Genomic DNA, 12,894 nt, shown 5'->3' with positions numbered 1-12,894 from the left:
GCTCTACCCGGACACCGGCTCACCGGACGACGTGCCGGTCCCGGACAGCTGGGGCGGGTGGCGGATCGCGTGCGACGAGGTCGAGCTGTGGGCGGGCCGTCGCGACCGGCTGCACGACCGGCTCGTGTTCAGGCGCGTGGCGGACGGGGGCCTGGACGTGGCGGAGGCCTGGACCGTGCACCGGCGACAGCCCTGATCAGAGCGGCCGCACCATCTCGAGCTCGGGGCCGATCGAGCCGGTGAACGTGACGCCGGACGGGACGAAGCCGGCTCGACGGTAGGCGCCCTGCGCCCGCGCGTTGTCCTGGTGGACGCCCAGGCTCAGCTCGTCGAAGCCGCGGTCACGCGCCCACTGCGCGGCCGAGTCCAGCAGCCGGTCGATGAGCCCGTCGCCGCGGTGCTCGGGCCGCACGTAGACGCCGACGACGACCGCGCGGCTGCGTTCGACGGGCACGCCGTGGTAGTCGACCGAGCCCGCGCGCTGGACGATCACCGTCACGGAGCCGGCCCACGTGTCGCCGTCGATGGCGACGAGCTGCACGACGTCGTCCCCGGCGGCCGCGCGAGCCGCGCGGTCCTGGAAGAGCTCGTCGGGCTCAGCCGCCGCACGCTCGTAGGTCTCGAGGAACGCGATGCCGGCGGCCTCGTCACGGAGCGCGTCGAGGCGCAGCGCGCGGGCGAGCGCCCACTCGTCGGCCCGGATGCGTCGGACGGTGAGCAGCGGCACCTCGCCGGACGACGAGAACCCCGGCCGGTAGTCGCCGTAGCGCGCCCAGGTCAGCCGGACCCGCACGAGCACCACGCCGTCGTCGGACAGCGAGGCCTCGAACTGCGGGAACGCGTCGAGGTAGGCCCGAGCGCACAGCTCCCGCTCGGTGCCCGCGGGAAGGTCGGCGACGCCCTCGCACTGCAGCGTGGTCCCGTCGCGACCCCCGACGACGACCGCGACCCGCGGGTCCCGGCGGAGGTTCGCGATCTTGCGGGACGTCGCCCGCGCGTCGAACACCAGCTCCGCGCGGTCGGTCGCCGTGATCGGCAGGTAGGCGGCCTGCGGCGATCCGTCCTGGCCGAGCGACGACACGACGCCGTCGCCCTGGGCGCGCACGTACGCGACGAGCTCTGCACGATCCATCGCGGCATCGTAGGGGCGCAATGCCGTGGACGGGGCCGGTCCGGCGCTGCCATCGTCGGCGGGATGGATCCTGACCTGCTCTGGGACGCCGAGACCGCCCGCCGCTACGACACCCCCGGCACCGGCATGTTCGCGCCCGAGGTGCTCGGACCGACCGTCGACCGGCTCGTCGCGCTCGCGGACGGCGGCCGCGCCCTCGAGCTCGCCATCGGCACCGGCCGGGTCGCCGTCCCGCTGGCGGAGCGCGGCGTACCCGTGGTCGGCATCGAGCTCTCCCCGCACATGGTCGAGCAGCTGCGCACCAAGGTCGACGAGGACACGATCCCCGTGGTCCTCGGTGACATGGCGACCGCGACGGCGCCGGGCGAGTTCACGCTCGTCTACCTGGTGTTCAACACGATCGCCAACCTGCTCACGCAGGAGGCGCAGGTCGCCTGCTTCCGCAACGCGGCCCGGCACCTGGCTTCGGGCGGCTGCTTCGTGATCGAGCTCTGGGTCCCTGAGCTGCGCAAGCTCCCGCCGGGCGTGGAGGCCACGGTCTGGCTGAACGAGCCCGGCTACATCGGCCTCGACACCTACGACGTCCTCCACCAGCGGGTGGTCTCGCACCACTTCCGGTTCGACGAGGGCCGCCAGGCCGAGCTGGGCCGGACGCCGCACCGCTACATCTGGCCCTCCGAGCTGGACCTCATGGCGCAGCTGGCCGGGCTGGCGCTGGAGAGCCGGCACGCCGACTGGTCCGGCGCGGAGCTCACCGCCGACTCGCGGTCGCACGTGTCGGTGTACCGGCATGAGTGACCTCACCTACCCGCACCCGCTGGACGACGGCACGGTCCGGCTGCGCCCCTGGGCCGAGCGCGACGTGTCGTGCGTCGAGCAGGCGTCGACCGCCCAGGACATCCTCGGCGGCACGACGGTCCCGCCCGAGTACACGCCGGAGGAAGGGCTGGCCTTCGTCCGCCGCCAGCACGAGCGGCTGACGAGCGGGCAGGGCGTGTCGCTCGCGATCACGAGCACCCGCACGGATGAGGCCGCCGGTCTGGTGATCGTCCAGGTACGCCCTCAGCCCGGCGTCGCAGGGATCGGGTACTGGGTGGTGCCAGGCGAGCGGCGACGGGGCTACGCGAGCCGCGCGGTCTCCCTGGCCACCGACTGGGCGCTCGGCCCGGCCGGGTTCGCGCGGGCGGAGGCGTGGGTGGACCCCGAGAACACCGCGTCCCAGCGAACCCTGGAGCGCTGCGGGTTCGAGCTCGAGGGCCGACTGCGCAGCTTCCGCGAGGTGGGCTCGCGTCGGTCGGACGCCCTGGTCTACTCGCGGATCGATGCAGGATGCTGACCGTCGTCGTGGGTCCCGTCCCCGGGGAGCGCCGGGGTGCCGTGGCAGCCCTGATTGCCGACGCCGTCGGGACCGCCGACGCGGCGGGGCGCCTGCTCGATCGCTCGGTGGCGGTCACCGCGCTGTGGTCCGACGACGTGGTGGCCGCAGCGTGTGTGTCCGTGGACGCGGAGCGCGGCAGACTGCGAGCGATCGCGGTCGCCGAGCCCTTCCGCGGCCGAGGTTTCGGACGGGCACTGGTGGACGAGGTGACCGAGCAGCTCGGGCTGGAGGCCCTCGAAGCCGAGACCGACGCGGACTCGGTCGGCTTCTACCGCTCCTGCGGGTTCACGGTCGAGTCTCTGGGCGAGAAGTACCCCGGCGCCGAGCGCTTCCTGGCCACGCGGCGCGCGACGTTGCACACCCGAGCCCTCACCGACGGTACGACACCTCCGTGAACGTCGGCGGGTGTCCGGCCCCGGCCTCGTCCGATCCGGCGGGATACTGCCGGCATGGTCAGCCAGCGACGTGAGCCTTCCTTCCGGGCGATCGTGGAGGCTGTGAAGGCGACGCCGCAGGTCGCTCCTCCTGATCGGGTGCAGCCGGGCATCGATGCCGACGGCACCGTGGTCGCGCCCGGTGGCCGCACGTACCGCAGGACCGCACGCGACATCTCCGCCGCCGACGCCTTCACCGCGGCGGCGGCCGGCGCGCAGCTCGCCTGGGACCCCTGCGGCTGCGGCGGCTACTGCGGCCTCACCTGGTTCGACGAGGCCACGGTCGCACGGATGGTGGTCGCGGGGCGCCCGCACATCCGACGCACCAAGAACGGTCGCGGCGCCATCTCCACCTACCGCAGCGACGACGGACACATCCTCCTGCTCGCCGAGGACACCGTGCGCTGGGGAAGCTACCTCGCCTGACGGATGGGACTCCTCAGCGGGGTCCTGTCGGTGACCAGCCGTCCGCCCCGGACAGGTACGCGCGGACCGTAAACGCAGCAGCCGCGGCGCGGCCGAGCTGCGGGCGGGCGTCGGTGACCAGCGCGCCGGGTCCGCGGTTGTGGTGCTCGGCGAACCGGGCGTCGCGCCAGGACCACCCCCCGGAGAAGTCGGCCCACGCGACCGGCCCGACGTGGTCGCCGATCCAGGAGTCGCGGACCAGCACCTGCCCGATCGCGTCCGGGTCGTTGCTCGGGTGCCACGGCCGGCCCAGGAACACCGTGCCGGCGGGCGCGTCGCTGGTGAACCGGACCCGCGTGAACAGGAACCCGTAGGGATTGTCGATCATGGTGCTCGGCGCGGTCACGTAGCCGTTGTTCGTCGTCGAGCCGCGGGTCAGCGAGTGGACCTGGCCGCCCTCGAACACCGCGGTGGCACGGCCGAAGATGAAGTCGACGTCCCCCTCGACGTAGCAGTCGCGGAGGTAGGCGCGTGCGACGACGGCCGCGGACGAGCTGTTCACGTAGAGGGTGTCCTGGTTGCCGAGGAACCRGACGCGGTCGAACACCAGCCGGTCCGCGCGCGTGAGGACCGCGACGGCCTGCCGGTTGGTGATCTCCGGGTGCGCGGCCTCGTCGAACAGGTTGGCGAACGTGAGGTTCCGGGCCGTGAAGTCGGCGCCGTCCAGCGTGACGCTCGCGCTCCCGGACGTGCCGTAGGGGCCGGAGCCGTCGGGCTTGGGCGTGCCGTTCGCATTGTCGTAGGCGATGACGACGTCCTGCGCGTGCCGGCCGGTGCCGACGAGCGTGAGGAACGGCTTGGTGGCGGGCACCTTGACCAGCTCGCGGTACAGCCCCGGCCGCACGGCGATGACCCACGGTTCGGTGGCACCCGCGGGAGCGGCGTCGATGGCTGCCTGCACGCTGGTGAAGTCCCCTCGGCCGTCGAGCGCGACGGTGGCGTCGGGTCTCTCGTGCGCCGACGCCGTCCCGCCGAGCGCGACGGTGAGGGCGGCGAAGGTGGCAAGGAACAGGCCTGTACGTCGTCGTACGTGCATCTCAACCCCTGTGAGAAAGCGCTTGCCCAGCGGCGGGACGACGCTAGGGGAGCCGATCGAGGGACGTCACGAGGGCGGGCCGGTGGAGCCGCGCACCACCAGCTCCGTGGCCAGCTCCATGTGCAGCGCCTCGACCTTGTCGCGGTTCATCAGCCGGCTGAGCAGGGCGACCGCCGTGCGGCCCATCTCCTCGAGCGGCTGGCGCGCGGTCGTGAGCTCGGGCGTGGTGGCGCGGCTGATGTCGATGTCGTCGAAACCCGTGATCGACAGGTCCTGCGGGACGGCGAGCCCGCGCGCCTGGGCGGCACGCAACGCGCCCACCGCGATCTTGTCGTTGAAGCAGACCAGCGCGGTCGGCCGGTCCGGCAGGTCCAGCAGGTGACCGGCAGCCTCGAACCCCTCCTCCAGGGTGGGCGGGACCAGCCGGATCAGTGCCGGGTCGGACAGGATGCCCGCCTGGCCCATGGCTGCGTGGTGGCCAGCGAGCCGGTCGCTGCCCGCCAGCCACTCCTGCGGCCCGGCGATCACGCCGATGCGACGGTGCCCCAGCTCGAGCAGGTGGGCGGTGACGCGGCGCGCGCCGGTGACGTGCGCGGCGGACACCGACGCGATGTCGGGGCCCGGCCGGGTGCGCGGGTCGACGACGACGAACGGGAACCCCCGCCGGCGCAGGGCGAGCAGCTCCGCGGGATCCTCGGGCGGCAGGACCAGGATCGCCCCGGCGGCCGAGCCCGCGAGGGTGGCCAGCGGGTGGCTGGACTGGGACGACTCACCGGCGTCGAGGTGGACCACCCGGTCCTGCAGGCGCAGGGTCTCGGTCACCGCGGAGACGATGAGGCCGAAGTAGTCGCTCAGCAGGTAGGGGCAGCGGACGAAGACCGGCCCGCTGCGGGGGATGGTGCTCCGGCGCGGCACCAGCACGGCGGGGGCCCGCGCGGCGATGGCGGCCTCCACGCGGGCGCGGGTGTCCGGAGCGACGTTGGTGTGCCCGTTCAGGACGCGCGAGACGGTCGCGATGGACACCCCGCAGTCCGCGGCGATCTGCCGCACGCTGCTCTGGGCCATGGTGTTACATCTCGTTTCATTGACAGAGCAGGTCTACGGGGTCACGGTATGTCCGATACGAGCGATCTGTTACAGAGTGTTTCACGGCAGCGTGGCCGTGGACAAGCCGCTCGGCGAGGAGCACACGATGAGACGAACAGCCCTGTCCCTGCTGGCGGTGGGATCCCTGGTGGTCGGGCTCGCGGGACCGGCGTCGGCGGGTGACCGAGAGCCTGCGCAGGCCCAGGTGTGGGTGACGACGCCCGACCGCGCGGAGCTCCTGCAGCAGCGCGACCCCGTGGCCTTCGAGCGCGGCGGCAGCGACCTGACCACGATCGTGGTGGACCCGAGCCAGCGCTTCCAGACGATGGACGGCTTCGGGGCGTCGATCACGGACTCGTCGGCGAGCCTGCTGTCCGCGTTGCCCGCGGCCGCGCGGGACGAGGCGATGCGGTCCCTGTTCGACCGACGCGCCGGCATCGGTGTCAGCTTCCTGCGCCAGCCGGTCGGCTCGTCCGACTTCACCGCGGAGGCCGAGCACTACACGTTCGACGATGTCGCGCCGGGCGCCACCGACTTCCCGCTGGAGCACTTCTCCATCGCGCACGACGAGGCGGAGATCCTCCCGCTGCTGCGCGAGGCCAAGCGCCTCAACCCGGCCCTCAAGGTCATGGCCACGCCGTGGAGCCCGCCGGCCTGGATGAAGACGACGGACTCGCTCGTCGGCGGCCGGCTCAAGGACGACCCGGCGATCTACGACGCCTACGCCCGCTACCTCGTGAAGTTCGTCCAGGCGTACACGCGCGCGGGCGTCCCGATCGACTTCCTCTCGGTGCAGAACGAGCCGCAGAACCGCACACCCGACGCCTACCCCGGCACGGACATGCCCGTCGCGCAGCAGGAGAAGGTCATCCTGGCGCTCGGCCCGCTGCTGAAGAAGGCCAGCCCGCGGACCCAGATCCTCGGCTACGACCACAACTGGCAGACGCACCCCAACGACGCGGCGAACACCCCGCCGGGCGAGGACCCCGCCACCGACTACCCGTACCAGCTGCTCTCCGGCCCGGCCGCGAAGTGGATCGCCGGCACGGCCTACCACTGCTACTACGGCAACCCGAGCGACCAGACCGCGCTGCACGAGGCGTTCCCGAAGAAGGGCATCTGGTTCACCGAGTGCTCCGGGTCGCACGGCCCGACGGACACCCCGGAGCAGATCTTCCGCGGCACGCTCACCTGGCACGCCCGCACGATCGCCATCGGCACCACCCGCAACTGGGCGCAGTCGGTGGTGAACTGGAACATCGCCCTGCGCGAGGACGGCACCCCGCACCTGGGGGGCTGCGGCACCTGCACCGGCCTGCTGACCATCGCCGACGACGGCACGGTCCGCACCGACGCCGAGTACTACACGATCGGCCACCTGGCGAAGTTCGTCCGGCCCGGTGCCCAGCGCGTCGCGTCCACCAGCTTCGGCACCACGGGCTGGAACGGTCAGATCATGGACGTCGCGTTCCGGAACCCGGACGGCTCCACGGCCCTCGTCGTGCACAACGAGAACGACGCCCCGCGCAGCTTCGCGGTGGCGGTCGGTGACCGGTCGTTCGAGTACACGCTGCCGGGCGGTGCGTTGGCGACGTTCACCTGGCCGGACTCCCGGGCGCTCCGGGACGTCCCGCGCCAGCTCGACCTGTCGGGTGCCACGGCGACCGCGTCGCTCGCCTCAGCCGATGCCGGCCTGGCGATCGACGACGACGCCTCGACCCGCTGGTCCAGCGGGACCTCCCAGGCTCCGGGTCAGTGGCTCGCCGTGGACCTCGGTCGGCCGACCCTGTTCCGGCAGGTCGCCATCGACTCCGGCGACAACCTCGGCGACTTCGCCCAGGGCTACCGGGTCGAGGTCAGCCTGGACGGTCGACGGTGGCGCACGATCGCCGAGGGGCAGGCGACCGGTCAGCTGACCACCGTGTCGGTCGACCCGACGCTCGCGCGGCACGTGCGGATCGCCTCGACGGYGACCGCCGGGAACCGCACGGGGGACCGTGCGCGCCACCCGGTGGTCAGGAGGCCCGCTCCCAGTCGAGACGGTTCTCGTCGGTGCCGAACTTGCCGTGACCGTGCCCGTGGCCCGGCCAGGTGTGCCCGTCGCCGGGGCCGGACACGTTGTTGATGGCCGACGTGTCCCACGCGAGGCTGTAGGTGGACGCGGCGATCGCCTTGGCCATGATGCCGAGCGCGGTCCGGTTCACGTTCGACAGGTTGTCACCGGCGGAGTGGTAGTTCGGGTCCTGCGTGATCCCCGCCGTGCCGCCGAAGAGCGCGACCTGGGCGTCGGTCTTGACGTCGTCGGCACCCGTGAACAGGCCCGACGCCGGGACGCCGTTGAGGATGAACGCCTGGTAGTCGGACCGTCCGGAGAACTGGGTGTCCACCCAGGGCTGGCCGATGCCGTCGAACCAGGTGGTCAGCACGTCCTCGGTGGCGGCCGACCCTTCAGGGATCGGGACCCCGACGGGCGCCGGGTAGGTCGACTGGTCGGCGTCGTAGACCCCGATGATGTAGTTGGGCGAGCCGACCATGTCGTAGTTGAGGTAGGTGGCGATCCGGTCGAGCTCACCCTCCTGGGTGGCCAGCTCCTCGACGTACGCGGTCGAGCCCTGCAGCCCGAGCTCCTCGGCGCCCCAYCACGCGAACCGCACGGTGTTGTGGTGCCGGGTGTGCGACTTGGCCAGCTGGACCGCGACCTCGAGGATCGCGGCGGACCCCGTGCCGTTGTCGTTGATGCCGGGTCCCTCCTCGACGCTGTCCAGGTGCGCGCCGAGCATCACGACGTTGTCGTCGCGCCCCTGCCGGGTCTCGGCGATCACGTTGAACGACTCGACCGTCTCGACGTGGTTGGTCAGGTCGAGGGTCACGTTCACCGGCCCGGGGGTGAGGGCGGCCGCGAGCGCCTGCCCGTCGGCCTGCGGGAGGCCGGCCACCGGGATGGCGACCACGCCCTCGGCGCCGAGCGTGCCGAACAGCTGCACGTCGGGCACGTTGTTGTAGATCACCACCGCGATGACGCCGGCGGCCGCCGCGGTGGTGGCCTTGATCGCGAACGTGCAGCCGCCGCGGCTGATCAGCGCGATCTTCCCGGCGGCGGCCGGGGTCCACGTGCCGGCGGTGCAGCCGAACGTATCGGTCGGCGCGGCGAGGTCCCCGGTGACACCGCCCACCGGGGCGTTCGGCGAGTACAGCATCTGGTCGACCTCGTAGGTGGCCGTCCCCGGGCTGTTCTGGGTGAGGGTCGCGGTGTCGATGACCTCGCGGTCGAACGTGAACGGGTCCCGCTCCGTGCGGTACCCGGCCTTCTTCAGGGTGCGCTCGACGTAGCGCGCGCTCGCCTCGTAGCCGGGCGTGAGGGCGGCACGGTTGCCACCGTTCTGGTCGGCGATGGGGGGCGACGATGGTGATGGACGAGACGAGTGCGACCAGTGTTCGACGTGGCGCCACGGACGGGCCTCCTCACGTGTCGGCACAGCCCGTGGGCCACGCCGGGGCCGACCCCCTGTCGGCCGACCCCACACCAGCACATACCCGGCACCCGGGGGAAGACTCAGATCTCCCGGAGCACCTCGTCGGCGAACCGGGCCGACCGCTCGCGCAGGCCTGCGATGCGGCGCCGGACGACCCCCGCGGCGTCGTCGCCCGCCTCGATGATCGTGGGCGGGCGCCGGACGTTGGCCGAGCAGCCGAAGGTCGTGCAGATCAGGGTGCCGATGGTGTCGCCGTTGCGGCCGGGTGCGCCGGCGCGACGGGCCACGTACAGGGAGACGTCGTCGGTGGCGTAGACGTCCTCGCACCAGGCGCAGACCGCGCGGCGACGCTTGCCGGCGACCTCGGGCGAGCGCAGGGCGATCCCGACGAGGGCGTCCTCGACGGGCAGGACCACGTACGCGCGCAGGGGTGCCTTGCGGTCGATCCAGCCGAGGTAGTCGAGGCGGTCCCAGCGCAGCTCGGACAGGTCGGCGGGGAGAGTCACCTGGGCGGCCTCGCGGCGTGAGCAGTTCACGAAGGACGCGCGGATCTGCTTCTCGGTCAGGGGGTCCATGGGGGCGCTCACGCCGACAACGCCTTGCGCACCGTGAGCAGGAGCTGGCCGACGACGTCGTGCTGCGGCGCCGTCCCCTCACGCAGCTCGCTCCAGGCCAGGTAGAGCGAGGACCACAGCGTGCCCTGCAACCAGGCAGGGGACAGCCGCGGGTCGAGCGTGCCGTCGGCGAGCCCTCGTGCGATCGCGGCGTCGAGCGCCTGGGAGAACCCGTCCTCGTCCCCGCAGGCCTCGAGCGAGATCGTCTCGGTGAACAGCAGGGTGAGCAGGTCACCCAGCGCGAGGCACGTCTGGCACGCCCGGAGCAGGGCGTCGAGGCCCGGACCCTCGTCGAGACGTGCCCGGACGGCTGCCTCGCCCAGCCGTCGGCCGGCCTCCTGCGTCACCGCGGCCAGCAGGTCGGCGCGGTCGGGGAAGTACCGGTGCAGCGTGGTGCGGCCGACGTCGGCGGCGTCGGCGATCTGCCCGAGGCTGGCACCGGGGTCCTGGGCGAGGACCCGGACGGCCGCGTCGAGGATCGCCTTGCGGGTCCGGCTCCGTGTACCCGTCTCGAGCTCGACCGTCATCCACCAAAAGTATCAGGACGTTCCACCGGGGAACACTGTTGACCTTTATGGAACATCAGTGTTCCACTGGACTGATGACGGATCCCGAACCTCTGCGCGGCGAGAAGCTCCGCATCCTCCTCGGCTTCGCGCGACCGCACCGACGCGCCCTGCTCCTGGGCCTCCTGCTCAGCCTCGCGGCGACCGCCATGGGCCTGGCGACGCCGATGGTGACCAAGTGGGTCCTCGACTCGCTGTCGACGGGGGTCAGCCTGGCGAAGCCGGTCGCGCTGCTGCTGGTGATCCTCGTGCTCGGCTCGGCGATCGGGCTCGCGCAGTGGATCCTCATGGGCACGGTGGCCGAGCGGATCGTGCTCGACGCGCGCGAGACCCTGGTCCGCCGGTTCCTGCGCGCCACGGTGCCGGCCGTGACACGGCGCCCCGTCGGTGAGCTGGTCACCCGCACCACCTCGGACACGCTCCTGCTGCGCGAGGCGGCGTCGTCGAGCCTGGTGAGCCTGGTCAACGGCGTCGTGGCCCTCGTCGGCACCCTGATCCTCATGGCCGTGCTGGACCTGGTGCTCCTGGCCACGACCATCGGCGCGATCATCGTGGTCGGCATCCTCATGGCGCTGCTGCTGCCCGGGATCGCGAGCTCGCAGCAGGCGGCGCAGGAGTCGGTCGGACGGCTCGGCGGGACGCTGGAGGGGACGCTGCGGGCGGTCCGGACCGTGAAGTCGAGCCGCGCCGAGGAGCGGCAGGGCGAGCGGATCCTTGCGGACGCGCGGGACGCCAAGGACCACTCGGTGCGCGCGGTGCGGACCACCGCCGTCGCCTGGACCATCTCCTGGGGTGGGATCCAGCTGGCGATCGTGGTGATCCTCGGGCTCGGTGCGTGGCGGGTGTCGGAGGATCTGCTGGCGGTGTCCAGCCTGGTGGCGTTCCTGCTGTACGCGTTCAACATCGTCGGCCCGATCACCGAGCTGACCCAGGCCTTCACGCAGCTGCAGTCGGGCATCGCGGCGGCCGCGCGCATCCGCGAGGTCACGGACATGGACAGTGAGCAGCCCGTGGCGTCCACCCCGCTCGAGGTGGTCCCCGACGACGCGACGCCTGTGATCGAGCTGCGGAACGTGACCGCCGCCTACGGACCGGACGCGGAGCCGGCGGTGCGGGACATCTCGATCACGGTGCCGCGACGGGGCCACACCGCGCTCGTCGGCCCGTCGGGTGCCGGCAAGACCACCGTGTTCTCCCTGCTGCTGCGCTTCCTCGAGCCGCAGTCCGGGGAGCTGCTGCTGGACGGCCGCCCGTTCGCGGAGATCGGGCACGACCGCCTGCGCGAGCGGTTCGCCTACGTGGAGCAGGAGACGCCGATCGTGCCGGGCTCGATCCGCGACAACCTGGTGTTCAGCGCGCCGGACGCCACCGACGAGGAGCTGGACGGGGTGCTCGCGGCGGTCCGGCTGGACGGCGCGTTCGACGCGCTCCCCGAGGGGCTCGACACGTCGCTGACCTCGACGTCCGTCTCCGGCGGCCAGCGGCAGCGGATCGCCCTGGCCCGCGCGATCCTCAAGGCGCCGGACGTCCTGCTCCTCGACGAGGCGACGGCCCAGGTGGACGGGCTCACGGAGTCGGCGATCCACGACTGCATCCGCGACCTGGCGTCGCGCGGCGCCGTCGTCACGGTCGCGCACCGGCTGTCCACGGTCCTCGACGCCGACACGATCCTGGTGATGGAGGACGGCGCCGTGCGGGCCCGGGGGACGCACGAGGAGCTGCTGGGGACCGACGCGCTGTACCGCGACCTCGTCGAGGCGCTGCGCATCGGGGTGGAGCTGCCGGGACGCGAGAGCGTCGGCGTGTAGCTCTCAAGATGCTCAGCATGCTGAGGTTTGGCACGCTGGACGCATGGAGACCCTGAGCACCCTTGTCGACGCCCCCGCCACGACCCGTGACCGGGTCCGCCAGGTCACGGTCCTGCTCGGTGCGGTTGTCGCGATCGCCGGCGCTGCCGTGGGCTCGGGCGCGTTCGGCGGCCAGCCGATCGCGGAGGCTGCCGGAGGTGCCCTGTCCGCGACGGCCACACCGCTGGCCCCCGACTCCCCGGCGTTCTCGATCTGGTCCCTGATCTACCTCGGCCTCGGTGTCTTCGCGGTCGCCCAGGCACTGCCGCGCCAGGGCGCCGACCCGCGGCTGCGTGCCGTCTCGTGGTGGGTGCTGGCGTCCATGCTGCTCAACGCCCTGTGGATCGGGGTCGTCCAGGCGGGCTCGGTGGGCGGCAGCGTCGTCGTGATCGGCGTGCTGCTAGTGGTCCTCGCGGTGATCTTCGTGCGGCTCGTCCGGATCGCCCACACCGGGGCCGTCACCTCGGTGATCACCGACACGACCGTCGGCCTCTACCTCGGCTGGGTCAGCGTGGCGACGCTCGCCAACATCGCCGCGTTCCTGGCCGACGCGGGTGTCGGGGAGCTCGGCCTGGGCGCGACCGCGTGGTCCGTGATCGTGCTCGCTGCCGCGGCCGCACTGTCCGTCGCGTACGCGGTGTTCGGTCGGACCCGACCCACGGTGATCGTGCCGATCGGGCTGGCGATGGCGTGGGGGCTGACCTGGATCGGCCTGGGCCGCACCACCGGCCCGGTCATCGACCGGACGGTCGCGACGGCAGCGTTCATCGCGGCGGGGGTCGCACTGCTGGCCCCCGTCGTCACGTCGATCGCCGCCCGTCGCCGCTGACCATGTCGTTGACACCGTTCTGACGGTCCCGACC

Annotated in this window: 14 protein-coding genes; 8 read left to right on the top strand and 6 right to left on the bottom strand. The window is 72.5% G+C overall.

What is annotated here, in order from left to right; translation table 11 throughout:
• Positions 1-196, top strand: a 196-nt coding sequence (locus tag AC1DUQ_RS13780) for a pyridoxine 5'-phosphate oxidase C-terminal domain-containing protein (RefSeq protein WP_477073976.1), incomplete at its 5' end; no start/stop codon positions are given.
• Here AC1DUQ_RS13780 and AC1DUQ_RS13775 read toward each other — a convergent pair.
• Positions 197-1,132 carry a GNAT family N-acetyltransferase gene (locus AC1DUQ_RS13775; RefSeq protein ID WP_477059510.1) on the bottom strand — a complete coding sequence of 312 codons (936 nt, stop codon included), beginning with the start codon at positions 1,130-1,132 and terminating at the stop codon, positions 197-199.
• A gap of 63 nt (positions 1,133-1,195) precedes the next feature.
• Here AC1DUQ_RS13775 and AC1DUQ_RS13770 point away from each other — a divergent pair, with 63 nt between their 5' ends.
• From AC1DUQ_RS13770 to AC1DUQ_RS13755, 4 genes are read left to right on the top strand one after another with little or no spacing between them, the layout of a single operon-like run.
• A complete protein-coding gene (locus tag AC1DUQ_RS13770; RefSeq protein WP_477059509.1) occupies positions 1,196-1,930 on the top strand; it encodes a class I SAM-dependent DNA methyltransferase in 735 nt (244 codons plus the stop codon).
• Positions 1,923-2,468 (top strand): GNAT family N-acetyltransferase, encoded by a 546-nt coding sequence (locus AC1DUQ_RS13765; protein ID WP_477059508.1) that lies wholly within the window; start codon positions 1,923-1,925, stop codon positions 2,466-2,468. Before AC1DUQ_RS13770 ends, AC1DUQ_RS13765 begins: the two co-directional genes overlap by 8 nt.
• Positions 2,462-2,905, top strand: a complete 444-nt coding sequence (locus tag AC1DUQ_RS13760) for a GNAT family N-acetyltransferase (protein WP_477059507.1) — start codon at positions 2,462-2,464, stop codon at positions 2,903-2,905. The genes AC1DUQ_RS13765 and AC1DUQ_RS13760 overlap by 7 nt, the downstream gene beginning before the upstream one ends.
• A 54-nt stretch (positions 2,906-2,959) precedes the next feature.
• Positions 2,960-3,370, top strand: a complete 411-nt coding sequence (locus AC1DUQ_RS13755; protein WP_477059506.1) for a hypothetical protein — start codon at positions 2,960-2,962, stop codon at positions 3,368-3,370.
• 13 nt (positions 3,371-3,383) lie between these two features.
• Here AC1DUQ_RS13755 and AC1DUQ_RS13750 read toward each other — a convergent pair whose 3' ends face one another.
• Both AC1DUQ_RS13750 and AC1DUQ_RS13745 read right to left on the bottom strand, forming a co-directional pair.
• Positions 3,384-4,445 (bottom strand): pectinesterase family protein, encoded by a 1,062-nt coding sequence (locus AC1DUQ_RS13750; protein ID WP_477073975.1) that lies wholly within the window; start codon positions 4,443-4,445, stop codon positions 3,384-3,386.
• A 66-nt stretch (positions 4,446-4,511) separates the two neighbouring features.
• Positions 4,512-5,510: a LacI family DNA-binding transcriptional regulator gene (locus AC1DUQ_RS13745; protein ID WP_477059504.1), complete on the bottom strand. Its 999-nt coding sequence runs from the start codon at positions 5,508-5,510 to the stop codon at positions 4,512-4,514.
• A 127-nt stretch (positions 5,511-5,637) separates the two neighbouring features.
• On the opposite strand from AC1DUQ_RS13745, the gene AC1DUQ_RS13740 reads away from it, so the two are divergent.
• Positions 5,638-7,656 carry a discoidin domain-containing protein gene (locus tag AC1DUQ_RS13740; RefSeq protein WP_477073974.1) on the top strand — a complete coding sequence of 673 codons (2,019 nt, stop codon included), beginning with the start codon at positions 5,638-5,640 and terminating at the stop codon, positions 7,654-7,656.
• Here the strand turns inward: AC1DUQ_RS13740 and AC1DUQ_RS13735 are convergent.
• From AC1DUQ_RS13735 to AC1DUQ_RS13725, 3 genes are all read right to left on the bottom strand, one after another.
• Positions 7,547-9,007 carry a M20/M25/M40 family metallo-hydrolase gene (locus AC1DUQ_RS13735; protein WP_477073973.1) on the bottom strand — a complete coding sequence of 487 codons (1,461 nt, stop codon included), beginning with the start codon at positions 9,005-9,007 and terminating at the stop codon, positions 7,547-7,549. The two genes, AC1DUQ_RS13740 and AC1DUQ_RS13735, sit on opposite strands and share 110 nt — an antisense overlap.
• Positions 9,008-9,084: 77 nt before the next feature.
• Complete coding sequence (locus AC1DUQ_RS13730) at positions 9,085-9,579, bottom strand: FBP domain-containing protein (protein WP_477060788.1); 495 nt, start codon at positions 9,577-9,579, stop codon at positions 9,085-9,087.
• 8 nt (positions 9,580-9,587) lie between these two features.
• On the bottom strand, positions 9,588-10,145 hold the full coding sequence (locus AC1DUQ_RS13725) for a TetR/AcrR family transcriptional regulator (protein ID WP_477059501.1): 558 nt from the start codon (positions 10,143-10,145) through the stop codon (positions 9,588-9,590).
• A 74-nt stretch (positions 10,146-10,219) separates the two neighbouring features.
• On the opposite strand from AC1DUQ_RS13725, the gene AC1DUQ_RS13720 reads away from it, so the two are divergent.
• Together AC1DUQ_RS13720 and AC1DUQ_RS13715 are read left to right on the top strand one after the other, a co-directional pair.
• Positions 10,220-11,992 (top strand): ABC transporter ATP-binding protein, encoded by a 1,773-nt coding sequence (locus tag AC1DUQ_RS13720; RefSeq protein ID WP_477073972.1) that lies wholly within the window; start codon positions 10,220-10,222, stop codon positions 11,990-11,992.
• Positions 11,993-12,035: 43 nt separating this feature from the next.
• Complete coding sequence (locus tag AC1DUQ_RS13715) at positions 12,036-12,860, top strand: tryptophan-rich sensory protein (protein WP_477059499.1); 825 nt, start codon at positions 12,036-12,038, stop codon at positions 12,858-12,860.
• Positions 12,861-12,894: the final 34 nt, after the last annotated feature.

It is taken from the genome of Cellulomonas sp. P4_B5_2, assembly GCF_056402235.1.
The sequence above is the reverse complement of the archived record's forward strand: the minus strand, read 5'-3'. Positions and strand labels throughout refer to the sequence as shown.

What these genes read in the sequence shown, in the direction of transcription:
- AC1DUQ_RS13775 (WP_477059510.1), bottom strand. Translation starts at nt 1,132, where the DNA reads ATGGATCGTGCAGAGCTCGTCGCGTACGTGCGCGCCCAGGGCGACGGC.
- AC1DUQ_RS13770 (WP_477059509.1), top strand. Translation starts at nt 1,196, where the DNA reads ATGGATCCTGACCTGCTCTGGGACGCCGAGACCGCCCGCCGCTACGAC.
- AC1DUQ_RS13765 (WP_477059508.1), top strand. Translation starts at nt 1,923, where the DNA reads ATGAGTGACCTCACCTACCCGCACCCGCTGGACGACGGCACGGTCCGG.
- AC1DUQ_RS13760 (WP_477059507.1), top strand. Translation starts at nt 2,462, where the DNA reads ATGCTGACCGTCGTCGTGGGTCCCGTCCCCGGGGAGCGCCGGGGTGCC.
- AC1DUQ_RS13755 (WP_477059506.1), top strand. Translation starts at nt 2,960, where the DNA reads ATGGTCAGCCAGCGACGTGAGCCTTCCTTCCGGGCGATCGTGGAGGCT.
- AC1DUQ_RS13745 (WP_477059504.1), bottom strand. Translation starts at nt 5,510, where the DNA reads ATGGCCCAGAGCAGCGTGCGGCAGATCGCCGCGGACTGCGGGGTGTCC.
- AC1DUQ_RS13730 (WP_477060788.1), bottom strand. Translation starts at nt 9,579, where the DNA reads ATGGACCCCCTGACCGAGAAGCAGATCCGCGCGTCCTTCGTGAACTGC.
- AC1DUQ_RS13725 (WP_477059501.1), bottom strand. Translation starts at nt 10,145, where the DNA reads ATGACGGTCGAGCTCGAGACGGGTACACGGAGCCGGACCCGCAAGGCG.
- AC1DUQ_RS13720 (WP_477073972.1), top strand. Translation starts at nt 10,220, where the DNA reads ATGACGGATCCCGAACCTCTGCGCGGCGAGAAGCTCCGCATCCTCCTC.
- AC1DUQ_RS13715 (WP_477059499.1), top strand. Translation starts at nt 12,036, where the DNA reads ATGGAGACCCTGAGCACCCTTGTCGACGCCCCCGCCACGACCCGTGAC.